This window comes from Chitinophaga polysaccharea (genome assembly GCF_007829335.1).
Lineage (GTDB): Bacteria > Bacteroidota > Bacteroidia > Chitinophagales > Chitinophagaceae > Chitinophaga > Chitinophaga polysaccharea_B.
The window spans coordinates 575,967-600,800 of record NZ_VIWO01000004.1 but is presented as its reverse complement, the minus strand read 5'-3'; the positions used below and the strand labels follow the sequence as shown (position 1 = coordinate 600,800).

21 protein-coding genes are annotated in these 24,834 nt (G+C 49.9%); 12 read left to right on the top strand and 9 right to left on the bottom strand.

Features of this window, described 5'->3' with window-relative positions; genetic code table 11:
- Window positions 1-11 precede the first annotated feature (11 nt).
- From FHW36_RS16890 to FHW36_RS16865, 6 genes are all read left to right on the top strand, one after another.
- Complete coding sequence (locus FHW36_RS16890) at window positions 12-1,178, top strand: DUF5000 domain-containing lipoprotein (protein ID WP_145670741.1); 1,167 nt, start codon at window positions 12-14, stop codon at window positions 1,176-1,178.
- Window positions 1,179-1,203: 25 nt separating this feature from the next.
- Complete coding sequence (locus tag FHW36_RS16885) at window positions 1,204-2,388, top strand: DUF4998 domain-containing protein (RefSeq protein WP_145670740.1); 1,185 nt, start codon at window positions 1,204-1,206, stop codon at window positions 2,386-2,388.
- Window positions 2,389-2,397: 9 nt separating this feature from the next.
- The gene (locus tag FHW36_RS16880) at window positions 2,398-3,753 is read left to right on the top strand and encodes an alpha-L-fucosidase (protein WP_145670739.1); all 1,356 of its coding nucleotides are present in this window, start codon (window positions 2,398-2,400) and stop codon (window positions 3,751-3,753) included.
- Window positions 3,754-3,871: 118 nt separating this feature from the next.
- A complete protein-coding gene (locus tag FHW36_RS30855) occupies window positions 3,872-4,573 on the top strand; it encodes a CDGSH iron-sulfur domain-containing protein (protein WP_145670738.1) in 702 nt (233 codons plus the stop codon).
- Window positions 4,574-4,643: 70 nt separating this feature from the next.
- On the top strand, window positions 4,644-5,348 hold the full coding sequence (locus FHW36_RS16870) for a 3-keto-disaccharide hydrolase (protein WP_145670737.1): 705 nt from the start codon (window positions 4,644-4,646) through the stop codon (window positions 5,346-5,348).
- A 1-nt stretch (window position 5,349) separates the two neighbouring features.
- The gene (locus FHW36_RS16865) at window positions 5,350-5,643 is read left to right on the top strand and encodes an isochorismate lyase (RefSeq protein WP_145670736.1); all 294 of its coding nucleotides are present in this window, start codon (window positions 5,350-5,352) and stop codon (window positions 5,641-5,643) included.
- A 10-nt stretch (window positions 5,644-5,653) separates the two neighbouring features.
- Here the strand turns inward: FHW36_RS16865 and FHW36_RS16860 are convergent, their stop codons facing one another.
- The 4 genes from FHW36_RS16860 to FHW36_RS16845 all read right to left on the bottom strand — a co-directional run bounded on the left by FHW36_RS16860 (window position 5,654) and on the right by FHW36_RS16845 (window position 10,483).
- Window positions 5,654-6,673, bottom strand: coding sequence for an MlaD family protein (locus FHW36_RS16860; RefSeq protein ID WP_145670735.1), 1,020 nt, complete (start codon window positions 6,671-6,673; stop codon window positions 5,654-5,656).
- Window positions 6,674-6,676: 3 nt separating this feature from the next.
- Window positions 6,677-7,450, bottom strand: a complete 774-nt coding sequence (locus FHW36_RS16855) for an ABC transporter ATP-binding protein (RefSeq protein WP_145670734.1) — start codon at window positions 7,448-7,450, stop codon at window positions 6,677-6,679.
- 3 nt (window positions 7,451-7,453) lie between these two features.
- The gene (locus tag FHW36_RS16850; RefSeq protein ID WP_145670733.1) at window positions 7,454-8,248 is read right to left on the bottom strand and encodes an MlaE family ABC transporter permease; all 795 of its coding nucleotides are present in this window, start codon (window positions 8,246-8,248) and stop codon (window positions 7,454-7,456) included.
- Window positions 8,249-8,431: 183 nt separating this feature from the next.
- Window positions 8,432-10,483: a TonB-dependent receptor gene (locus FHW36_RS16845; RefSeq protein ID WP_145670732.1), complete on the bottom strand. Its 2,052-nt coding sequence runs from the start codon at window positions 10,481-10,483 to the stop codon at window positions 8,432-8,434.
- A 190-nt stretch (window positions 10,484-10,673) separates the two neighbouring features.
- Between FHW36_RS16845 and bla the strand changes: the two genes are divergently transcribed.
- From bla to FHW36_RS16825, 4 genes are all read left to right on the top strand, one after another.
- Entirely contained in the window at window positions 10,674-11,396 is a 723-nt protein-coding gene (gene bla / locus FHW36_RS16840; RefSeq protein ID WP_186452492.1) for a BlaB/IND/MUS family subclass B1 metallo-beta-lactamase, read from the top strand.
- A gap of 159 nt (window positions 11,397-11,555) precedes the next feature.
- Window positions 11,556-14,042 carry a YfhO family protein gene (locus FHW36_RS16835; RefSeq protein ID WP_145670730.1) on the top strand — a complete coding sequence of 829 codons (2,487 nt, stop codon included), beginning with the start codon at window positions 11,556-11,558 and terminating at the stop codon, window positions 14,040-14,042.
- 151 nt (window positions 14,043-14,193) lie between these two features.
- On the top strand, window positions 14,194-14,601 hold the full coding sequence (locus FHW36_RS16830) for a hypothetical protein (protein WP_145670729.1): 408 nt from the start codon (window positions 14,194-14,196) through the stop codon (window positions 14,599-14,601).
- Window positions 14,602-14,620: 19 nt separating this feature from the next.
- The gene (locus FHW36_RS16825; RefSeq protein WP_145670728.1) at window positions 14,621-16,969 is read left to right on the top strand and encodes an ABC transporter permease; all 2,349 of its coding nucleotides are present in this window, start codon (window positions 14,621-14,623) and stop codon (window positions 16,967-16,969) included.
- A gap of 5 nt (window positions 16,970-16,974) precedes the next feature.
- On the opposite strand, the gene FHW36_RS16820 is transcribed toward FHW36_RS16825, so the two are convergent.
- The 3 genes from FHW36_RS16820 to FHW36_RS16810 all read right to left on the bottom strand — a co-directional run bounded on the left by FHW36_RS16820 (window position 16,975) and on the right by FHW36_RS16810 (window position 21,130).
- Window positions 16,975-17,484: a response regulator gene (locus FHW36_RS16820; protein WP_145670727.1), complete on the bottom strand. Its 510-nt coding sequence runs from the start codon at window positions 17,482-17,484 to the stop codon at window positions 16,975-16,977.
- 181 nt (window positions 17,485-17,665) lie between these two features.
- On the bottom strand, window positions 17,666-20,290 hold the full coding sequence (locus tag FHW36_RS16815; protein ID WP_186452491.1) for a PAS domain S-box protein: 2,625 nt from the start codon (window positions 20,288-20,290) through the stop codon (window positions 17,666-17,668).
- A gap of 360 nt (window positions 20,291-20,650) precedes the next feature.
- Window positions 20,651-21,130 carry an inorganic diphosphatase gene (locus FHW36_RS16810; RefSeq protein ID WP_145670725.1) on the bottom strand — a complete coding sequence of 160 codons (480 nt, stop codon included), beginning with the start codon at window positions 21,128-21,130 and terminating at the stop codon, window positions 20,651-20,653.
- 130 nt (window positions 21,131-21,260) lie between these two features.
- Between FHW36_RS16810 and FHW36_RS16805 the strand changes: the two genes are divergently transcribed.
- The gene (locus FHW36_RS16805) at window positions 21,261-21,488 is read left to right on the top strand and encodes a hypothetical protein (RefSeq protein ID WP_145670724.1); all 228 of its coding nucleotides are present in this window, start codon (window positions 21,261-21,263) and stop codon (window positions 21,486-21,488) included.
- A gap of 69 nt (window positions 21,489-21,557) precedes the next feature.
- Window positions 21,558-22,850: an OmpA family protein gene (locus FHW36_RS16800; RefSeq protein WP_186452490.1), complete on the top strand. Its 1,293-nt coding sequence runs from the start codon at window positions 21,558-21,560 to the stop codon at window positions 22,848-22,850.
- Here the strand turns inward: FHW36_RS16800 and FHW36_RS16795 are convergent.
- Window positions 22,837-23,946 (bottom strand): FG-GAP repeat domain-containing protein, encoded by a 1,110-nt coding sequence (locus tag FHW36_RS16795; protein ID WP_145670722.1) that lies wholly within the window; start codon window positions 23,944-23,946, stop codon window positions 22,837-22,839. The genes FHW36_RS16800 and FHW36_RS16795 overlap by 14 nt on opposite strands.
- A 110-nt stretch (window positions 23,947-24,056) precedes the next feature.
- Window positions 24,057-24,767: an SDR family oxidoreductase gene (locus FHW36_RS16790; RefSeq protein ID WP_145670721.1), complete on the bottom strand. Its 711-nt coding sequence runs from the start codon at window positions 24,765-24,767 to the stop codon at window positions 24,057-24,059.
- Window positions 24,768-24,834: the final 67 nt, after the last annotated feature.

The window sequence follows — 24,834 nt, the reverse complement described above, 5'->3', positions numbered from 1 at the left end:
TGCCAATAACAATGAAGCCATATACATTCCTCTCACGGTACATTGCAGCCCTCTCCCTGCTCGCCATGTCCTGTACTAAAGAATCACATACGCCGGTAAATACCTCCGGCGAAAAACCTGCGGTGATCACCAATCTGAGCGTTACCAATTTACCTGGAGGCGCAAAAATTACGTATAGCCTGCCGGAAAATAAAGACATCCTGTATGTAAAGGCCGTATATACGATCCGCGATGGCAAGCCACGCGAGATCAGGTCTTCCTACTACAACAACTTCCTGGTAGTAGATGGATTTGGAGATACGGCCACGCACAAAATTTCCTTATATGTGGTTAGCCGCAACGAGCTTTCTTCCGATGAAGTGCCTGCTACCGTGAAACCCCTGCTGCCGCCCATGCTGGATGTACGCAAGTCGCTCGTGGTAAAGCCGGACTTTGGCGGCGTGAATATCTCATTCAAAAATGAAACCCAGGCCGACCTGGCCATTGTTACGCTGGCCAACGACTCCACCGGTATTTTCGGCGCTGCAGATGTTCACTATACCAAACTGGTGAGCGGCAATTACTCTGTGAGAGGCTATGATGCTACCACCCGGAAATTCGGGTTCTGCGTACGCGACCACTGGGGCAACCTGTCGGATACCCTGCTGGTAGACATCACACCGTTTTATGAGAAACTGCTGGATAAAGCCAATTTCAGGGAAGTAAAATTACCGGGAGATGTGGACTACGGCTGGGGACTACCGATTCCCAATTTATGGAACGGGACCCTCTGGCACTCGGCCGACAAACTCGATGGCATGCCCATGTGGATCACCTTCGATTTGGGCGTAACAGCGCGCTTGAGCCGCATTGGCCTATGGCAGCGCCCCAACGAATGGATTTATCTTCAAAATAATGTACGCAAATTCGAAATCTGGGGTGCTACCAATCCCGCCAGCGATGGTAGCTGGGATAGCTGGACCAAAATCGTGGAACATACCGTGATCAAGCCTTCCGGCCTGCCCGTAGGACAAACCACCCAAGACGATAAAGATGCGGCCGTAGCAGGAGAACAGATGACCGTTCCCCTCGATGCGCCCCCTGTGAGGTACATCCGGGTGAAAATTCTCCGTACCTGGACCGACGGCGGATATGCCGCCAATATCCAGCTCATGAAGTTCTGGGGTAACGACAAATGATGATCATCTACCTAAAAAAAATCTTATGCGCATACTTAGCTATATCATAGGCGCCCTGCTGCTGCTAACCGCCTGCCGGAAACAGGACGACTATAAAAAATTCATCAAAGACGGGGAAATTTTATATACCGGTAAAGCCGATTCATTACTGGTACGCGCCGGCCGCAACCGGGTACAGCTGTCATGGCTGCTGATCTCCGATCCTAAAATCAGCCAGTCGAAAATTTATTGGAACAACCGCCAGGATTCCATGCTCATTGCCATTAAACGTACCAGCGGGGTAGATACCATCCGGGTATTTATTGATAAGCTGGAAGAAAGAGCCTACACTTTCGAGGTATATAATTTCGATAAAGATGGTAACACCTCCGTAAGAACGGAAGGCAACGGGTTCGTATACGGTAAAATGTATGAAGACGCCCTGCTCACCAGGGCCTTCAGCGGCGCAGAAATGAAAGACGGTAATGCAAAAATTTCCTGGATGAACATCGACACCACCGGCGGTATCATTGGTATGCAGATCCAATATACTTCTGCTGATATGGTGGCGCATGATACCATCATCAAAGCAGAGCCGGAAGACCAGGTAACCCTGCTCAACAACTATCTTTCCATGAGCACCTTCCGCTACCGTACCCTCTATAAACCCGATCCACTCGCCGTGGACACCTTCTATACTTCTTTTGAAGAAAAAGCCGTGAAAGAAGATATCACGCTGAAGTATATACGTAATCCGGGAGCTCCTTTTGACAAAGACCCGAATCAACCCTTCGGCGGCCGTTTCGGACAGCTGAAAGACTGGAGCTATAACAGTGAAGCTGGCAGGAATGGTACCTACGATGAAATTGGCGGGCCGGGTAAATTTACCCTATGGATATGGGACAATGGTACCATCACCAATGGCAAAATTTACCAAACCTTTACCCTCCCCGCCGGTGATTACCGCTTTGAAGCCGACATCCAGAACATCGACAACTCCCTCGAAAATACGTACCTGGCTGTTGCATCAGGCAATGCACTACCTGATGTAGAACAGATCGGTGCCGCATTGGGGTCTGCCAGAATCGTGAACAACAATAATAAATATGCTTCTGCAGGATTCCACCTCTCCGCCACTACTACCGTAACAGTAGGCATGGTAGGGACTTTTACCTCTCCTGCCGAACAAACCATCCGGGTGAACAAAGTGCTGCTATTCAGAGACAAATAATTAATACTTATGATAAAAAGAAGATGTAAACAACTACTCATCGCCGCACTGCTTTGCAGTCCGGCGATGAAGCTGCAGGCGCAGGAGAAAAAAAGAATCGGTAACGAAACGGCTGCACAAAAAGAGCAGCGCATGGCCTGGTGGACGCACGACCGCTTCGGCATGTTCATTCACTGGGGCTTGTACGCACTCCCAGCCCGCCACGAATGGGTGAAGCACAACGAACAACTCACCAACGAACAATACCAACAATATTTCGACTTATTCAACCCCAATCAGTTCGATCCAAAATCCTGGGCCAAACAGGCAAAGGCAGCCGGTATGAAGTACGCCGTACTCACTACCAAACACCACGAAGGCTTTTGTCTGTTTGATTCCAGGTATACCGACTACAAAGCTACTAATACCGCCGCCAAACGCGACCTGGTAAAGGAATTTGTAGACGCGTTCCGCGCTGAAGGGATCAAAGTGGGCTTCTACTATTCACTGATCGACTGGCATCACCCCGACTTTACTGTAGATGGCGTACATCCGCAGCGCCCTGGTAACGGCGTTAACGCCGACAGCGCCTATGCCGCTATGAACAAGGGCCGCGACATGAACAAATACCGCCAGTACATGCGCAACCAGATCACAGAGCTGCTTACCAAATACGGTAAGATAGATATCCTCTGGCTCGACTTCTCCTATCCCGGCAAAAACGGCAAGGATAAAAATGACTGGGATGCCGTGAACCTGCTGAAGATGATCCGGAAGCTGCAACCCAATATCATCGTAGACAACCGCCTCAACCTGGATGAATACGAAGATGGCGCCGACTTCCTCACCCCTGAGCAAGTACGGGTAGATGAACTGGCACAATACAGGGGTAAAACATGGGAAACCTGTCAAACCTTTTCCGGCTCCTGGGGATACTATCGCGACGAAAATTCCTGGAAAAGCACGCACCAGCTGCTGGAACTGCTCATCGGTTCCGTAAGCCGCGGCGGTAACCTGATCCTCAACGTAGGTCCCACCGCCCGCGGTGTATTCGACTACCGCGCCCAAAATGCGTTGGGAAATATTGGCGATTGGATGAAGGCCAACAGCGAATCTATTTACGGATGTACCTATGCACCCGAATCGTTTAAGACACCGGAAAACACTATGCTCACCTACAATCCCACCACTAAAAGATTGTATGTGCATCTGCTGGAGTACAACGGACATCTTACCCTGCCCGGCTATAACAACAAAATCAAATATGCCCAGTTCCTGCACGATAATTCTGAGCTGAAGTATACCACTTCCGGAGAGGATATCGTGATCAGCCTCCCTGAGAAAAAACCCAACGTGGAAGTGCCCGTGGTAGAATTGGTACTGTAAGGTTGATTCATCAAACAGAAAAACGGGAATCAGTTTCTACTAAATAGAGACTGATTCCCGTTTTTATAAAACTTTTTTCCGTTTCCGTTGTTCCTAACAGGTACTTAATATCGCTACCATGAAACCAGCACCGGGCATACAGGTAAAAGTAACTCCCAATGGCCCTTATGAAGTAAGGGGTGAAGTGCCGTTACGCATAGAAATTATCGGTACCAATGAGGAGGGTGAATCTGAGAAATGGATCACGGGCAGATCATTCCCCCTTAACACCCAGCGCTTCTTGCTTTGCCGGTGCGGGCACTCCCAGCGCAAACCCTTCTGTGATGGCAGCCATAAAACAGTCGGTTTCGATGGCACCGAAACGGCCGGTCATGCTAATTATGTAGAGGAGGCTGAATTGCTGGAAGGCCCTACCATGTTGCTGACAGACGTACAGCAACTCTGCGCGTTTGCCCGTTTCTGCGATCCTAACGGACAGGTATGGAGTACCGTAAACAACACCAACGATCCCGCAGCCCGGGAGCAGTTCCTCCAACAGGTACATGCCTGCCCCTCCGGCCGCCTCGTGGCCTGGGACCGGGCCACGCAAACGCCGGTAGAACCGGAACTCCCTCCCGCCATCGGCATCATCGAAGATCCGGCTAAAAATATCAGTGGCCCCCTCTGGCTGATGGGAGGCATTGAAGTAAAAGATGCAGAAGGCACCCCTTACGAAGTACGCAACCGCGTAACCCTTTGCCGGTGCGGCGCCTCCGCTAATAAGCCCTTCTGCGACGGCTCCCATGCCGCCATCGGGTTCAAAGATGAAATCGCCCCCTGAAAATTCATCAAGGAGCCGGAAATGTTATTATATTGCCCCCGATTCAATCACTATCCGGACAAATTCCTTTATGAAAAAATACCTTTTATCCTCCTGTGTGGCCATAGCAACACTTTGCGGAGCTGCCAACGTACACGCACAAACGCGTAGCCTGTTTAATTTTAAAGACCTTAAAGGCTGGCATATAGATGTACCGGCCATGGACAAGGATAGCAGCGTTAAAACCCCGTTCATATTACGCAACGGTGTTTTTGTAAGTCTCGCCAGCCCGCAGGGACATATCATCACCGACAAGAGCTATGAAAACTATCGCCTCGAGGTACAATACCGTTTCCCGGCCAAACCCGGCAACTGCGGTGTACTGGTATTTGTTTCCAAGCCCCGCGTACTCTATGATATGTTCCCGAAATCCATCGAAGTGCAGATGCAGCACAAAGATGCGGGCGACTTCTGGTGTATAGGAGAAGATATTACCGTACCCGATATGGAAAAACGCCGCGGTCCTAAAAATGAATGGGGCTCGGTGGACGGTAAACGCCGCAGGATCATGAACCTCACCGATAATTCAGAGAAGCCTTTGGGCGAATGGAATACCATGATCATTGAATGCGTAGGAAATGCTATCAAGGTATGGGTAAATGGCGACCTGGTTAACTATGGTACGCAGGCAACCGCTCGTAAAGGACAAATTGCCCTGCAGGCAGAAGGTTCCGAAGTAGAATTCCGTAAAGTAGATCTTACACCGATTGTTGCATTCTCCGAAAAAGGACATTAAAATGAAAACACCCGAAGCCTGCGAAAATATGGCCGACATACGCATGGCCATTGATACCATAGACCAGGAAGTAGTGCAGTTGCTGGGCAGGCGTTTCAATTACGTGAAAGCCGCTGCCAAATTCAAAACCAGCGAAGCCGCCGTTCAGGCGCCGGAGCGGTTTAAGGCCATGCTGGCGCAACGAAGGGAATGGGCTATGGCCGCAGGCCTCAATGCCGATGCCATTGAAAAAATGTACAGCGACCTCGTAAAACATTTTATTGAAGAAGAAATGAAACATTGGCAGGCCCGGTAACGGGCCTGTTTTATTGCGCCTTCTTTTCCTGCTTTTCTTTTTCCTTTTGTGCCTTACGCTCTTGTTTGGCCTGCTTCCTGAAAAAGCCCCGGAGGAAGAAGTTATGCCGCACGGCGATCATATTGGTATCCAGCTTCCCGGTACTGGCTTCCAGGTTAAAAATAGTGGCGCGTAACGCATCGGCTGCCATGGTATCTTGCAACAGTAAACCCGCCGGCGTGTTCGTGTTTCCCAGGTTGGCCCTCAGCCCGGCACTGGCCTGTTGTAGCTCCAGTACTGTTTTATTGGCATTATCGGCTACCACATTCATTTCGGTAACGGCTGCACGAAGTCGCCCGAATAAAACGGTATCTGTTATAAGATCATTGGATAACACTCCTTTGGTTTGCAACTTGGCGGTATAGGCCGACAAGGCCCCCGTAAGCCGCCGGGTGTTGGCCACTGCTACATTCAGTCCGGCCATCGTGGCATTGAGATTATTATACACGGTATCTTCTGCCAGCAACTTTCCCAGGGTACCTTTTCCGTCTACCAGCCCTTTGGTGATCACTTTCAGGTTGCTGGTAATTTCCACCAGGCTTTTATTATTCACCTGCAAGGTGGCCATGATGTCGTCGGTACTCAGGCCGGTAGATACATGCAGCTGGTCGCCGTCTTCCAGGTAGGGGACATCCGGGCTACCGCCGGTGAGCAACACTATTTTGTTCCCCATTAATCCATCGGAGCTGATCTTCGCATCTACGTTCTTATGCAAAAACTGTTGCGCATCCTGGTCAATATTCATGCTTACCAATATTTCATTGGCCCGGATAAAGCTGATCTTCCGCACGGTACCTATTTTCACGCCGGAATACAGGATATTGCGCCCTACAGCAAGACCATTTACATCATTAAATACAGCGCTTACCTGGATAGATTTGCTGAATAATTTTTGCTGCTTACCCAGCATCATGACCGCCGTTACAGCTATCACCAGTCCCAGGACTATAAAAATGCCTACAACTACTGCGCGTTTTTTCCCTGTTTCCATAGCTTATTGTGTAAAGTTATAATCGTAAAAACTCTTTATCAGCCCGTCCTTTTCCCTGAATACCTCTTCAAAAGTGCCTTCCCTGATAAACCGGCCTTCATCCATCACGGCTACCCGGTCGCCTACTTCCTTGGCGCAGGTTAAATCGTGGGTGATGATGATGGAGCTGGTATTAAACCGTTCTTTTACCGCATTGATCAGCTTATTCAACTCCATGCAGGTGATGGGATCCAGTCCTGCGGTGGGCTCATCGTACAACATGATTTCCGGCCGCAGTATCAGCGTTCGTCCAATACCGATCCGCTTTTTTTGTCCACCCGATAGTTCTGAAGGCAGCTGATTAATAGCATCAGGCAGCCCAATCGCTTCCAGCACAATGTCTACCGTTTTCCGGATCTGTTCTTTGCTCATCTGCCGGTTATTGCGCTTCAGGGGGAAGGCCAGGTTTTCGCCTACCGTCATACTATCATACAGTGCGCTGCTCTGGAATGAAAAACCTACTTTCAGGCGCAGGGCGCGCAGGGCAACATCTTTCAGCTGATCTACCTCCTCTCCCAATACATTTACCGTGCCTGCATCCGGTTTCAATAAGCCGATGATAATTTTGATGAGTACAGATTTACCCGTACCCGAGCGTCCCAGTACCACTACATTTTCTCCTTTGTGTAAATCCAGGTTAATGCCTTGCAGTACTTGTTTGTCGCCAAACGATTTGTATAAATCCCTGATGCGGATCACCGTTTCCGGGCTGTTACTATGCTGTTCCTGCTCTTCCATATGCTAGCGGATAGAATTAAATATGTGAACAATGATCACCTCCTCTATAAAAATGAGGAACATGGACACAATCACGGACACATTGGCCGCCTTACCCACGCCCATAGTTCCCTGGCTGGCATTCCAGCCCTGGTAGCAGCTCACAATGCCAATGGTAAATCCATATACAATAGACTTGGTAAGTGCGGTGGTATAATCGAGGAAGGTGATTTGTGCCAGGGCGTTGTCAAAAAAGGAAACAAGACTGGTTTGCTCATGCGCATGTACATCAAAATAAGAACCCATGCAGCCAATTAAGGCATTGTAGAACATGAGGATGGGTAAACAAATGGTCATGGCGGTTACCCGGGTTACAATCAGGTAGCGGAACGGGTTTATGGCGGAAACCTCCATAGCGTCTATTTGTTCAGTGACTTTCATAGAGCCCAGTTCTGCGCCGATGCTGGAGCCTACCTTTCCAGCACATATCAGGGCGGCAATCAGCGGCGCCAGCGCCCTTACCACCGCAATGGCCACCAGCGAGGGCAGCCAGGCAGTAACTCCAAATTCAGACAGCGTAGGACGGGATTGTTCGGTGAACACCACGCCGGTAATAAATCCTGTTACCGTTACCAGTGCCAGTGATTTATATCCCACCTGGTAACATTGCCGCACAAACTCCGACCATTCTACCGGGGGCCGGAAAGCCTCCCGGAAGAAACGGGCTATAAAAACGGCTATACGATAGAATACGAGGAAAAATCCATCAATAGCGGCGGTGATCACAGGTTTATCCTGGTTGTCGTTGGTAGAATTCATCTTTGATGTAAATACTTACACCACTAATTACAATTCTATGCCGCTTTTGTTAAAAGGTAACCGGAGAAATGCCAGTCCCCGCCATACAACAAATCCGGCTGCTTCGCATTCGGGCAACGCGGCAGCAGCTGAGGACAGCCGTTCCCACTACGGTTATTTCATTCCCCACTCTACCACGCCGCCTTATAATACCAGGCGTAGGCCGCCAAAATAATTTCTGCCGGGAGCAGGGTTGTAATAGCGTCCGCCCGCGGCGTTCAGGTCATTACCCAGGCTGTATTTTACATCCAGGAGATTGTCGGCGCCAGCCCGTAATAATAAACTGTAGCGGGTATGCAGTGGTAGCTTCCAGCTGACATTGGCCTGTAGCAGGTGAAAATCGCTGGCAAAGGTGCTGTTGGCATCATCCAGCGGAATGCGGCTGGTATAGGTATGCTGCGTATATAAGCTCACGTTAGCCGGCAGCAGCCATAATATACTGCTGACCACCACATGCTGCGGTACGCCGGTGAGGCGGTTGCCGGAATAATCTTTCCCGGCGCTGGTATAGTCGGTAAAATGGAAATCACTGAAGGTATATCCTTCCTGCCATTTAATGCCACGCAGTACCCCTTGCCGCCGTGGCTTCATCACCCACCAGGTGCCCTGCCATTCTATTCCTTTCTGACGCACCCCTCCGGCATTCACGAAGTATTCGTTGCCATTGGCGTGGCGGCGCAGCACAATGGCGTTTTGCATGCGGTAATAAAAGCCGGTGGCATCCATTGAGGCACGGCCATTACGGGTAGCCATGCGCAGGCCGGCTTCATAGTTCCAGCCGGTTTCCGGTTGCAGGTTGTTATTAATAACGTCGTCGGATGCACGTATTTCGGCAGTAGCCGGTGGTGAATATCCCCGGCTGACGGTAACCCTTCCGGTAATACCCGGGGTAAATAAATACGACAGGGAAACACGGGGCATCAATTGTGGCGATAAATGTACGCTCGTATGCCCGTCGCTGTTATAGCGATAACCATAATAGTTCAGGCTGGCCGCTGCCTCGAGGGTCAGTGCGCCCGTAGTAGCCAGGAAGCGGGAAAAGAAGAAATGTTGCCCGGTATACAGCTTATCTGCTGTTTGCACGGTATCTCGGCGCCCGCCCCGGTTGCCGTAATTAATATCATCGGTGCTGGTTTGCTGCCATTCTATGCCGTTCAGCCATTTCCAGTTCACCGCCGTGGCGTGTGCGGGGTTGCTGATCCATTGCAGGTAGGTACGAAAGCCAATCGTATTTTCTACCCGCACTTCATACTTGGTCAAAAAAGGATTCTGGAAATAGGTGGTGGCGCCAAACACCGATACCACATGCTGTAGCCGGGGGTGGAACTGCGCTTCATGTACCAGCCCTCCCTGGAAAGTACGGTTGTAGATACCTGCCTGCTGCGCAACAGCGCCCGGTATGGCCGCCGTTGACGGGCGCGCCGCCCTGGGATTGGCTTTGCTCTCAGCCAGGGTAAGTCCCCCGGGGGTACGATACGACAGGTCTGAATAAAACGCCAGCATTTTCAGGGCATATCCTGGCTTATATTCCCAGCGCTGGGCTACCTGCGTATACCATCTTTTCATGGCAGTATTCTGCCGGTAACCATCTGCCCGTTGAAATCCCTGGAATACCTGCAACTGGTAATTTTTCCATTGCTGCTGCCAGTCAATGCTACCATGGAACAGCCCATAGCTGCCTCCCTGCAGGTTAAGCTGCAGCCGAGTGGTGTCGCTGGCTTCCGGTGCAAGCCCCAACCTTACCACGCCGCCGGAGTTGGCGCCAAACATACTGCCATCGGGTCCTTTCAGTACTTCTACCCGGCGGATGGCATCCGGGTCCAGCAGGTTCAGGTAGGTGTTGCCACCCGCATCGGTGAGTGGAATATCATCTATATATATCTTAATGTTACGGATACCAAAGGGAGACCGCAGCAAACTACCGCGAATGGATAAACGATAACTGCCGGGCGATCTTTCCTCCATACGCAGCCCCGGCACGGTATTCAGGGCCGGTAACAGCGAAGCGCCCTGCTGCAACTGCAAATCGGCTGGCAACAGTATACTCACGGCGGTGGGTACACGTTGCAATGATGCATGAGCGTAATAGGATTGCACCGTTACCTCCGGCAATTGTTGCAATGTATCTTGTTGTGCCTGCAACTTCGTAGTCGACAACAGCAGGCTGCATAAAACGCCTGCCGGTATAATTTTCATTCGCATGTCTGGTATAAATTCTCTGGTATCTGTGCTCCCATTCCCGCTTTCAACAACGGCTGAATATATAAATATTTCTGCGGATTGCCCGGGTATTTGTGCGAAAGGAAGCCTTTCGCCAGTAAAATTTAAATTTTGCAGGCGCCATCAATACCCTAATTTTGACTTTTCATACTTAGCTTATCATATCATGAAAACAATCATATCTTTTATCGTTTGCCTGTGCACCGCTTTTTCTGCCATGGCCTTTACCGCGGATACTACCCTGCGGATAAAAACGAAGCACCTGACTGGTAATTTCTATGTACACATCTCCTACGGAAAATACCAGGGCGGCGTAGTAGCTGCCAATGGCCTGTATGTAATAACACCAGATGGTATTGTGCTGATAGACACGCCCTGGAGCGAAGACCAAACCAAACAGCTGGTAGATACGCTTGAAAAGCGTCATCATAAAAAAATCATTCTTTGTATCGCCTCACACTTTCACGCCGACCGCACCGCTGGTCTCGACTACCTGAAAAAGCTGGGCGTTAAAACCTATACCTCCCAACTTACGCAGGAACTCTGTAAACTCAACCAGGAACCACAAGCCCAATATGTTTTTGATAAAGACACCACCTTCCGTGTGAAGGGACTCGAGCTGCAAACCTATTATCCAGGCGAAGGACATACAAGAGATAACATCGTGGTATGGTTTCCCAAAGCGAAAGTACTGTATGGCGGATGCCTGGTAAAAAGTATGGATGCTACCAACATAGGATTTACGGGAGATGGTAACCTGCAGGCGTATCCTGCCACCCTTCGCAAACTTCGCGACAAGTTTCCTCATCCTGCTTACCTGATTCCCGGCCACGAAGGTTGGCAGGGAGGAATTAACCAGGTGCAGCACACTTTGGAGTTGTTGAAATAGAAACGCCTATATTTCCGTTGGAATGGATTCGTTACTATAACGGCAACGAGCAAACGAAATATGCCCGGCCCACAGGGATGAAGTCATCTCGTGAAAAAAGGAACAGGCATAAAGCAACGCTTCAATAAGCCCGTAAAACAATTTCACAATCAAGCAAATATGAAATCAGCCTTATTTAAAACTTTAACTGCTCACCTGGCCGCTTTAGTGATATTTGTTGCCCTGGCTTTTGCATTTTGCAGCCCCGTGCTGGAAGGAAAACAGCTCTTTCAGTCAGACATGATGCATTACAAAGGCATGCAAAAAGAGGCGTCGGATTACTATCAAGCTACCGGCGATTTGCCGTTATGGACCAACAGCATGTTTGGCGGTATGCCCACCTATGTTATTTATACCGGCCCTTCTACCAACAAGATAGCCTACCTCAACAAGGTATTTACCCTCGGCCTGCCTAACCCGGTAGATATGTTTTTTGTATTGATGATGGGTATGTATGTATTCCTTTGTGTGATAGATGTGAAATACTGGATAAGGATCGCAGGCGCCATCGCCTATGGCTTCGCCACCTTTACCGTGGTGAGTATGGACGCCGGCCACATTACCAAAGTAATGAGCATGGCGTACATGGCGCCTGTACTGGGCGGTATGATACTGGCTTACCGGGGAAAATATGTGGCGGGCGCAGTACTCACTGCCGTCACCGCCGCTGTACAGATCTATAATAATCACCCGCAGATTACCTATTATACCCTGATTATGGCCATATGCCTGGCCGTTGCGGCGGGGGTGCAAGCCTGGCGCCAGCAGCAGATAGCAGCCTACGTCAAAGCCAGCGCCGTATTGGTGATAGCCGGTATCCTGGCGGTATTGCCTGCCATGGACAACCTGCTGATCATGAACGAATATACCCATTATACTATTCGTGGTAGCCAGTCGGAGTTAACGCTGGGCCAGAAAGATAAGGACAACAAGAAATCCGGCGGACTGGACATCGACTATGCTTTCCAGTGGAGTTACGGCAAGGGTGAAACGTTTACCTTACTACTGCCTCACCTGGTAGGCGGTTCTACCGGTGAAAAGCTGTCTACTGCTTCCTACACCTATAAAGCACTAACCGATATAGGCGTGCCGGCAGTGAAGGCGGAGGAAGCGGTGAACAGCGCCAGCTGGCAGCTATATTGGGGTGCGCAGCCTTTTACTTCTGGTCCCGCTTATGTAGGCGCTATTATCTGTTTCCTGTTTGTGCTTTCGCTGTTCATCGTTAACAGCTGGCATAAATGGTGGCTGGTGGCCACTACTGTTATCGGCGTTGTGCTGAGCTGGGGGGCCAATTTCCCGGAACTGAACAACTTCCTGTTTTACCACTTGCCCCTGTACAGTAAGTTCCGCGCTCCTACCATGGCGCTGGCCATCCCACAGGTAAGCATGGTGATACTGGCTTGCATGGCGTTACAGGAGCTGGTATACGGTAATGCCACTAAAGCATTTTTGCAGCAACACCTGAAGATGGCGCTGTTTGTAACCGGGGGCCTGGTCATTATCCTGGCTATTGGCGGCAGTGTACTCTATCCTTTCAGCGGCCCCGGCGACGCTTCCTTCCTGACCAGGTACTCCCGCATGCTGGGTAGCGATTCCGCCGCCGCACAGCTCCTGGGAGCCCTGAAGCGCGACCGTAGCGCCATCCTGCGTACCGACGGTTTCCGGGCGCTGGCACTGATACTGGTAGCATTTGCCGCCCTGTGGTATTTCTTGAAAGGTAAACTGAAAGCCACTTATGCGGTCATCCTCGTAGCCGCGGTAACGTTGTTCGACCTGTTCCAGCTCGACAAAACCTATATGAATGAAGATAATTTTTCTGAGCCCACCCAACTGGCTAATTATATAGCTCCCTCAGCGGCAGACGAACAAATCCTGCAGGATAAAGACCCGTATTACCGGGTGCTCAACGCTACCGTGAATCCCTTCCTGGATGCCAACACCTCCTATTTTCATAAATCTATAGGCGGACAAAGTCCCGCCAAACTCTGGATCTATGAAGACCTGATTGAGCACCAGCTATCTAAAAATAATATGGCGGTGCTCAATATGCTCAATACCCGGTACTTTATTGTAGCCGATCCGCAATCAGGTCAGCCGGTAACACAGCGGAATCCGGGAGCACTGGGCAATGCCTGGTTTGTAAAAGCCATCCAATGGGCGCCCGATGCCAATAGTGAAATGAAAGCACTGGATCATTTCAACCCGAAAGATACCGCTGTCATCGACCAACGCTTCAAAGCCACTACCGGCGTTTTTACACCGGCAGCCGACAGCAGCGCGCATATTGTACTCACCAAATACAGCCTGAACCAACTGCAGTATACCGCACAAAATGCCGCCGAAGGCCTGGGCGTATTTTCCGACATCTACTATCCTGCCGGATGGAAGGCATATATCGATGGTAAGGAAACCTCTATCATCCGGGTAAACTATGCCCTGCGTGGCTTGAAGATACCTGCCGGCAAACATGATATCCGGTTTAAGTTTGAACCGGCGACTTTCTTCCTGGGAAGAAAAATATCGGGCATCTCTTCTATCCTGTTACTGACACTGGTTGCGGGAGGCATTGTATGGAGCCTGCGGCCTTCCCGCAGCCACAACGCATAGGCATCGTTTTTAAATTGATGGGGGACTTAGTTCCCCCATCAATATTGTTACTTTCGTCACAACTTCTTCTCATTCCGTCACATTTCCGCTTTATCTTCCCTTACCTGACGTTATTTTGGAACAGTTTCCATTGCTTCCTAAATAACGCCACATGAAAAAAATAGCTACCCTCCTCCTCGCCTCCTTCGGACTGTTACTTCTCAGCCGGTGCAGACCGGACGGAGGTGCTTTGAGGGGCTATTTCTGGACCAGTCGGCAAAATGGCGGTCCTTATTATCTCTATATCAATGATACCCTGAAAGGTACACTCCCCGCGTTCTCCCGGCCGCCCGAATGCGGGGAGGCCGGCCTGGAAAAGAAAACTCTTTTCATCCTGCTCCGTTCGGGCGTACACGTTATTACCGTAAAAGACCGGCAGGGTAACCTGCTGCTCTCCGAACGCTATAAGCTCTATAAAGGCAAAGGCAGTTTATCGTTGTCGGTGTCGATGGATACACCACAGGGCAGTAACCGGCATGTGATATACGGCGATTGCAGCGTAGAAGAAATCAGTTTTTAACCATCTCACCCTATTGTATATGTTCAAAAATTACTACCGGCATGGATGGAGGAATCTCCTGAAAAACAAATTATCTACCCTGGTCAATATTGGCGGGCTGAGTATCGGCCTGGCTACCGGGATTATCATCCTCTTATGGATCAATGATGAATACAGTTTTGATACCTTCCATAAAAACCGGGATCATATTTACCTGATGATGCAGCGCGTACAACGGGGCGATGGCATTTCTGTAGGCGACGTAACCCCGGGGCCACTGGCAGCCCGGCTGCAGGCGCAGCTCCCGGAAATAAAATATACCGCGCGCTGCGGCTTCGGTGGGCAGGAACTGATCGGTACCGGTACCAAAAGCATATACCAGGAAAGCATATACGTTGATGCCCATTACCTGGATATGTTTACCTTTCCCGCCGTAAGCGGTAACCCCGTGGCTGCCCTGCAGGAACCTGGTAATATTGTTCTTACAGAGAGCGCCGCCAGCAGGCTGTTTGGCCAGGAAAATCCCATGGGCAAAATAGTGCATCACAACGGGCAGCACGATCTGAAGGTGGCTGCCGTCATCCGCGATGTGCCCCCCAACAGCACCGTGCATTTTGATATATTACTCCCCTTCCGCCTTTTTAGTTTGTCGAATGCCGACTGGATTGACCGGTGGGACAATAACCGCCTGCAAACCTGGGTAATGCTGCAACCTGGAAGCAGCCTGGCCGTATTTAATCAAAAGGCAAAGCCCGTGATACAGCAGTCCTCTGATGAGAAAACCGCCGAACTGTTTGGTTTCCCGTTGACCGACCGGTACCTGCACAGCGGGTTCAAAAACGGGAAGCCCAGTGGCGGCCGCATTGAGCTGATCTGGCTCCTCGGCCTCATCGGCTTCTTTATTTTACTGATTGCTTGCATCAACTTCATGAACCTCTCAACCGCCCGCTCTGAGCAGCGGGCCCGGGAAGTAGGCGTACGTAAAGCCCTGGGCGCCGGCAAACGCAGCCTGGTATTACAGTTCCTGGTAGAAGCGCTGATCATTACCTTCCTGGCCCTGGTGGTGGCGATACTCCTGGCCAAACTGGCCCTCCCGGGATTAAATCGTATATCCGGCAGAAGCATCGCCTTTAATTTTCTCCAGTGGAAAATATGGGCAGGGCTGGTATCACTCTTACTGTTGACCGGCTTAATAGCGGGCAGTTACCCTGCCTTTTTCCTGAGTAGTTTTCAGCCGGTAAAAGTGCTGAAAGGCAATGTTACCCAACAAAAAGGCAGTGGCCTTTTTCGCAAAGGCCTGGTCACCTTTCAGTTTATCATCTCCACCTTTCTTATTATTACTACCATCGTTATCTACAAACAATTACAGTATGGGCAGAACAGGCCGGTAGGCTACAACCAGGACAACCTGCTGGAAATACCCGTCCGGGGCGACATGGGCAGCAAGCAAGCACTACTGAAAACCGACCTGCTTACCATCCCGGAAATAGCAAGCGTATCAGCGGGTACCGACGACCTGCTGGGATTTGGCGGCGGCACTAATGGTATACAATGGCCGGGGAAAACGCCGGACCAGGATTTCGAGTTTACCATTACCTGGGTACAATATGACTGGGTAAAAACCGCCGGGCTCCAGCTGGCAGCCGGCCGCGACTTCAGCGCTGACTATGGCGCCGACTCACTGGGATGTATGGTAAATGAAGCCGCTGTAAAGAAGATGGGACTTAAACCACCGGTGGTAGGTACCCTCCTGGGCAGTAACCCGATTATTGGTGTGGTAAAGGATTTTGTGGCCAACGATCCTTTCCGCTCCCCCCCTCCCATGGTGATTTACCTGGGCAAAGGCGGCATGGGACATACCTTTGTGCGCCTGCACAAAACCACCGATCCACAACAGGCGCTTGCTAAAATTGAGGCGGCAGTGAAGAAAAATAGTCCCGGCTTCCCATTCGAATTTCATTTTACCAAAGAAGCTTACCAGCAGAAATTCAATGGCCTGCGTTCTTCCGGGTTTATGTTCAACTGGACGGGTAGCCTCGCTATCCTGATTTCCTGCCTGGGATTATTTGGGTTATCGGCCTTCCTGGCAGAAAGGCGTACCAAGGAAATAGGCATCCGCAAGGTAATGGGTGCCAGTGCTGGCACAATCTGGTTTATGCTGGCGAAAGAATTTCTGAAACCTGTGGGTATTGCCTTCCTGGTGACCGTACCGCTGGCCATTTTGGCGATGCACGCAGCACTTCGTTCCATCGACTACCGGGTGGAGTTGCAATGGTGGATGTTTGGGGGCGCCGGGCTACTGATGCTGGTCATTGCCATAGGCACTATCAGCTACCAGGGGATCCGGGCAGCCAGGGCCAATCCAGTAAAGGCTTTGCAGGCAGAGTAAAGTACTCAGGAAACAGGGACCAATTCGGACGCCTCCAGCAGGGATTGCGTTTGCTGGAATACCTCCCTCATTTTCTGCCGGAACCTTGCCGTAGCAGATACTTCTTCCGGGATAGCCACCTCCGTTAATTCGCTTTGGAAAAGCACCTGGAGATTGGCTTTGAGGTCGAGGAGATTGGCCTGCCGGACGATTCCCGCCGCGAAACCAGCTTCCTGGATGGCTTGCCGCTGCCCATTGTTGAGGGAGGCCGCGTACCAGATCAGGGGTACCTGTTTCAGTCGCTTTATTTTCCGGAGTTCCCGTAAAAAGGCTACACCTTCATCCGATGGCTGTAAACTGTCCAGGAAAATGTAGTTCGGGGTAAAATCATGCTTTTTGAGGTAATCCAATGCCTTGCTGGTATTGTCCTGGGCAATGCATGCCTTGCTGATCATCAGGAGATCGAGTGCAAGGTAAAACTGGTTACGCCGGTCGCGGTCCGGATCAATTAATAAACAACTGATTTTCTCTCTCATCACAGGGTAGTTTAATGGCAGGAAAATATAAGTTACTATCCGTGTTATATAACCTATAAAAACACACGATTTCCTTTTTTTGTTGTAACAATTGCAATATTACGCCGGGAAATGCTCCCGGAAAAATCCCGGGGAGTGTTTCCTGCTCAAAACGTTCACAATTAACAATATCGCAACACTCTTACGCCGGTAAGATCACCCGGAAACAAGCCCCCTGGTCAGGCACGCCGGTAGCATAAATAAAACCTTTATGATTAATAGCAATTTTACTGCACAGGGCCAGGCCGATACCGGTTCCTTCAAAGGCGGCCCGGTCGTTCAGGCGCTGGAATATCTGGAATATTTTATCGGAATAAATCTGGTCAAAACCAATACCATTATCCTTTACAACAATGGCTTTATATTCCCTCCCGGCATCCAGCTCAGGCATAGAGGCAATATCGGCCATGCCTAAACGCTCTGCATAGATTTCAATTACCGGTTTCCGTTTCGGCGATGAAAATTTGATCGCATTCCCCAGGAGGTTATGAAACAACTGGTTCATTTGCAGGGGGCTGGCCATTAAACTGGGCAGGTCGCCGATACTGATCTGTACATCCCGCTGACTGATCAGTACTTCAAAATCGTTGAGTACCTTTACCAGTATATCGTTGAGGTCCGTTTCCACGAAAGGATCTTTCACGTGGATGAGCCTTGAATAGTCTAGCAATTCGCTGATCAGCTGCGACATCCTTTTGGCGCTGAGCATCACCTTATCTATATAAATGCGGGAGGTTTCCGATAAAACATCTTTACTGTTATTGTGCAGCATGCCGGCAAAAGTCTGGATCTTACGCAGGGGCTCCTGTAGGTCGTGGCTGGTAATGTAGGCAAACTGCTCCAGCTCCTGGTTGGATTTCCGGAGATAGAAATTGGCTTCCACCAGTTCATTGGTACGTTGTTCTACCATGGCCTCCAGCTCGAAAGCCAGTTGCATATATTTGGATTCACTTTCTTTCAGGGCGGAAAACAGTTCCCGTTGACGGGTAACATCCCGGGCTATTTTGGAGGCGCCTATAATATTTCCCTCTAAATCTTTTACCGGGGAAATAGTCAAGGAAATATCGAGCAAAGTGCCGTTCTTCGTCATGCGCTTGGTTTCAAAATGGTCGATACGTTGACCGGCCCTTAGTTGCTGCAGGATGGCCGGTTCTTCCATCAGCTTATCGGGCGGGATGATCCGGGTAATAGAGGTACCAATCATTTCTTCCGCAGTGTATCCGAACAATCGCTCTGCTGCAGGATTCCAGCTGGTAACGATCCCGTCCAGTGTTTTCCCGATAATGGCATCATCGGAATACTCCACGATGGCAGCCATGCGGGAAATATATTCTTCATTGGCCCGTTGGTCGGTAATATCCACCAGCATATTTACAGCGCCCACGAGTTCACCGTTGGCATCAAACAACGGATCCGGGTATGGTTGCACAATACGGCGGCGGCCATCGGGACGTTCCACTATAATCTGCTGGCCTCTTACTGGCCGTCCGCTTTTAATAGTCTGGGCCACGGGAATAGCGTCGAAGGGGATTGGCGTAACACCATCCAGCTGATAAATTTTCCAGGCGCCGCACCATTTATCGATACCTGTTTGAGGTGTTCTACCCCAAAGTTGCACGGCTGCCTCATTGAAAAACAATAGCCGGCCTTCTTTATCGCAGGTATAAATAGCTGCCGGCAGGTATTCCAGCAGCTGCCGGTAACTTTGATCATCCACTTCCTGCTTCGGCTTCCTGGTAGCGGAAATCTTATTTTGCATGAAATCGGGATATAACTTATAGACAACGGCGGCTTCTCCATTGGTCACTTTATCTGCGGGCAAGTGTTCCTTCCCAACGGGAAGGGTGATACGAAAAACGCTGCCTTCTCCCACGGTACTATTTATTTCAAATGCGCCGCCATCCCGCTTCACCAGTTCATCCACCAGGGCAAGGCCTGTTTTGGGTGCATCTCCGCGAAGGAAACGTTCCCCGATAGCAGTTTGCATGGCGTGGCTGATACCAATACCAGAATCAGACACTGTTAGTTGCAGGGTACTACCGTCCTGGGAAAGCCTTACGGCTACGCCGCCCTGCAACGTATGCCGGAGCGCGTTAGTAAGCAGGATAAACAGCACTTTCTCCCACATATCCCGGTCAATATATATTTCCGGGGTAACATGATCAAAATTAATGACCAGGGTTAGGCCGGTTTGCACAATGATATCATCGAAATGGTGTAGCAGGCCACGGGTAAAGCCGCTGACGTCCGTTTTGGTGTAAGTGAGTGGCGGGTGACTGTTGTGTGCAACAGCGCCGATGGCCATTACGCCCGCGATATGGCCGGCTTCATCCGGGATAGGGCTGCCACTGAAATGGTAGTATATCCCTTCCTGTTGTACTATTTGCAGCAGTGGTGTACCCGCAGTAACAGCTTCATCATTCATCAGGCTGCTGAACCGTGGCTGCAGCTGCTCCCATAATTGGCCCCAGGTTGTTGCTGCCGGCTGCCCCATTGCAGCCGGATGTTTGCCACCCAGCAAGGCTTTACAGGCATCGTTATAAAGCTGGATACCTTCCTGTCCCCACCATAAAAACATGGGTTGGGGGGAAGTAAGCAAAATACGTATACAGGTCTTTAAACAAGACGGCCATTGGTTAACCGGCCCCAGGGCGGATGTATCCCAGTTGAAAGAACGGATCAGTTCACCTGTTTCACCTCCGCCAGAGAGAAATCCATACGCTGCTGTTTCATCTCTTAAAGTTGCCGTAAGAGGGGCGTTCATCATCGCACAAAGAATATAAATAGTAAATACGTTGGTGGATTTCCTGTGACCGCCTGCCATTAAAATTCCACAATCCAACACAAAAATTGTGTAAAAAAATGCACAGAAAATGAAGCACAGTACTCTTTTTTCTCTTGATAAATGGTAGAAATTCTATTGTTGCTCCCGGCCTGTTTTACACTGATGGCGGCTGTCCGGGCCCGGCGCTACAAGGGCCTTTTTACCCGGGAAGCAGCGTTTGCACTGCTTCCCTTCTTATAAGGATAACAATAATCGTGTCGAAACATGCAATGAAGAATATACGGACTGGCAGCATCATCCATATCGCGCACTGATTGGGGGTTACTATTAAGTGAACTGGTTTTATTTATCTGCGAACTTTATCTGTTCATATGCCGGCGCCGCTTCAATATAGCCTAACGGGCTAAACTGTTTACCATCCTGCGCGTGATAGGCTACAAAGAAAGCCTCTATTTCCCGGATGGTTTGCGTAGAAACAACATCCACTCCTTTAAATGCTTTGGAAACCACGGGCACCGCAATGTAGCGGTCGTTACGCACAGCAGTGCCATCCCTTTCCCTTTGCTCTGCTTTAATAGCACCCAGCAAGCGGCATTTAATCAGGCAGCCAGGAAAACTTTTAAATTCAGAAATCACCAGCACATCCAGCGGATCTCCATCTTCCCCCCTGCTACCGTAGATAAAACCTACATCATAGGGAAATACCATTCCAGCAGGTAATATTTTGCTAAGTACAAAGAAACGCGTAACCGGGTCAAAATCATATTTTTCACTACTCCCTTTCGGGGTTTCAATGACAACAGGTAACTCTTTAATAATCATACGCACCTTTTGATATTCTTAAATAGGATAAAGAGGACTCGACTGCGAAGAAACAAAAAAACCTTCAACCATATTGCATATAATATATAGAGGGCATAATGATTGTACCGGTAAAATAAACTTTATAGCTATGAGTACTTTTAATGTTGAAATCGACAACCACGAAATATCCGTGCGGCAGGAAAATGAAAATGGGTTTATTGTCCGGATACCAGAGAAAACCATTCACCTGCAAAGACGCCAGGACAACGAAGGAGCCAATCACTGGTTTGAAGACGGCAAGGATAACGAAACCGTGTTAACGGCCAATATAGGCGCCGCCATCGAAAACTGGCTGGCCCAGCACCGGTCGGAATAACGTAAAAATGATTTTACTGCGAAAGGCAACATGCTTATCTTGCACCGTCTTTATAGAAAAAAGAACCTCATGAAAAAGCTAGTCATCGCAGTAATTGTTTGTAGCCTGGGACATAGTGCACATGCACAGTTCCTGGATCGTCTGAAAAACAAAGTGCAACAGAAAGTCAATGACAAAATAGATCAGACCATTGACAAAGCCACCGAAGGCAAAAAAAAGGACAGCGCTCCGGCCGATAAACCCGCTGCCACTACTACCACGTCTGCTGGTACCAGCAACAGTGCCGATGTATCTAACGGGGAAGCCAGTACGAATGGCGCATCCGGAATTACCGCGTACTCGCGTTTTGATTTTGTTCCGGGAGAGAAGATCCTCGTAGAGGAAAACTTTGCCCAGGATCCCATCGGCGAATTTCCCGGCCAATGGAATACCCATTCCGGCGCAGAGATCGTGACGGTAAGCAATCGCCCGGGAAAATGGCTGAGCATTTCCCAGGATGGCATATTCTTCCCCGAGTACGTTACCGGCAACCTCCCGGATAACTTCACCTTACAGGCGGACGTAATGGCCAGCAACGGCATTGCCGGCATCGGCGCATTTACCATCTCCCTGCTGAAAGCCGCTACGGCAGAAGAAAAATTCCAGAACGGCAACTACCGCCCGCTGAGCGATGTACCCTCTTTCAAGGTATCGTTATACCCTAAATATTCTGGCGATGGGCAGCTGCAATACTCCTCTAATTTAATTGGTAATAACACCCTGACTACCATGCCGGTATTCAATGTGCCTAAGAAAAATGCGGTAAGGGTATCCATCTGGCGTCAGAAACAACGGGTACGGGTATATCTCGACAGTACCAAAATCCTGGATTTACCCCGCGCATTAGATGCCGGTGCGGTGCTCAATGCCCTCACCTTCGCAGCATACGCCCCCGATTACGACAAGCAGGGTGGCACCTTTTACCTGGGCAATATCCGCCTGGCGGTAGGCGCCCCCGATACCCGCAATAAACTGATGACGGAAGGGAAATTCACCACCCATGGTATCTTATTCGCGTCCAACAGCGATGCAATCCAGCCGGAGTCGTATGGCGCGCTGAAAGACATTGCCGCCGTACTGGCTGAAAACCCCGCTGTACGGGTAAATATTGTAGGTCATACTGATGCTGATGGCAGCGACCAGGCCAACCTGGATCTGTCTAAACGCCGCGCTGCGGCTGTAAAAACGGCCCTGGTAAGCAACTTTAGCATCGATGCCGCCCGGATGGAAACAAATGGTAAAGGCGAATCTCAACCGGTCGACAGCAACAGCACCGAAGTAGGAAAAGCCAATAATAGGCGAGTAGAGTTTATAAAGATCTGAAAATAAATAACCCGTCCTTGCCGGCTACGATCACATCTTTTTTGCCGGAGCCGGCAAGGTCGTATATATCAAAATACAGCCCCGCCCCTTTCTCTCCGTAAGTAACCACCTGCTTGGTAAAAGAACTGCCGTTCCATTTAAAATAATAGATACCGCAAGGATCAGCTGATCCGGGATCATGATCATTATGCGCCCGGTAGCGCTTACCCGTTACCAGTTCCGGCGCACCGTCGCCATCTATGTCTACCCAGTCCATGGTATGGTACTGGGAGTTGTACGGATCAATGGCATGCTTGATCCAGCTGCGTTTACCGGCTTTGGTATCTTTCTGCTGCTCATACCAATCCAGGCCATATCCATGTCCTTGTCCTGCTACCAGGTCGGCCAGGCCATCGCCGTTTACATCTGCTACAATAACGGGCACGCTGGCTGTGCCCAGGTTAAATTCCGGATGGAATGTCCAGCGACCGGTAAAGGGTGCTGCCGGCGCCTCCAGCCAGCCACCGGGTACCACCAGGTCTTTTCTTCCATCGCCATTGATATCGCCACAACCCAATCCATGGCCGGAAGGCTGATCCAGTATTTTATGCGCAGAAAATTGATCACTGCCCTTTATATGCCGGTAAATAATCAGCGGCTCATTCGGTGTATTAGGTATTATTTCCGGTATCCCATCGCCATCAATATCCCAGGCACGGGTGGTTTCGATATTGCCCGGCTGGGCAATGATATGTTCTTTCCATTCCTGCTCATTGCCCGGATTCTCCTTCCACACCAACGTTTTCCCAAACCATCCACCGGTAATATAATCCATACGGCCATCGCCGTTTACATCAAACGGGATGGTGGAAAAATCATCCCAGTATTCGCCATACTGTTTTACCGGCCCGATGTAGTGCCGCTTAAAATATGCCGGTCCCTCGTACCAGTAGGCGCCTGATACCAGGTCGGGAATATGGTCGTTGTTGACGTCAAATACGGCCACCGATTCATAGCTTTCTGCTGATACTACCTGTTTGGTAAACTTTACAGGCCCCGATTGCGCTGACGCAGCCGTATCAATAAGCAACAGGAATGAAATAAGGTAATTTTTCATATACAGTAATTAAAACGTGGTATTCATCCTTCCAACAATATAATCGATGCACTGCAGAAAACTATCCTGTAGCGTCCTGTAAAGAAGGAGACGGTTTTAATCCATGCACATTAAATCTGGTGGTCTTTCGGCAATACCATCAATCTAGGAATTCTTACATGTGCCGGCTGCGCCATGATAAACCTTACCGTAGCCACAATATCCGCCGGGAGCAAAGGTTCGCGGATACCCATACTTTTGCTGGGATGTACTTCCCAGTCCTTATGCAATTCCGTCATTACCAGTCCGGGCTCGATACAGGTGACCTGTATATCGCTCCCGGCCAACTCCATGCGCAATGCTTCCGACAGGGCTTCCATAGCATATTTGGTAGCGGCATAAGCGCCGGCTGTTGGTCTTACTTTTGTACCGAGTATACTCGAAAGGTTGATCACATGTCCGTATCCCTGCTTCCGGAAACGCTTCAGGAATTTATAGGTTAACCGGAAAGTAGCGGTGATATTCAGTTCAATCATATCCGTTACTTTATCGATATCTATTTCCTCGATGGTGCCGTTGGCAATGGAGCCTGCGCAGTTAAACAGGTAATCGCACCGGCCATATTTTTCAAAGACCTGCGCTTCCAGCTGGTCCAGGAAAGCGGGATCGCTCAGGTTGCCGGCGAGTAACAGCGTGTCGCCGGCAGGCAATTCACGCAGCCTTTCTTCCCGGCGGGCGGTGACTACTACCGTATAGCCGTCTGCTATCAATGCGCTGGCAATGGCGTAGCCAATACCGCTGCTGGCGCCTGTTACCAGGCATACTTTTTTGGGTGGTTCCATATTTCCAAGATAGTGATTTTGTGTTTATGGCATATCCCAGATACCGCCTGCACGTTCCAGCTTATCC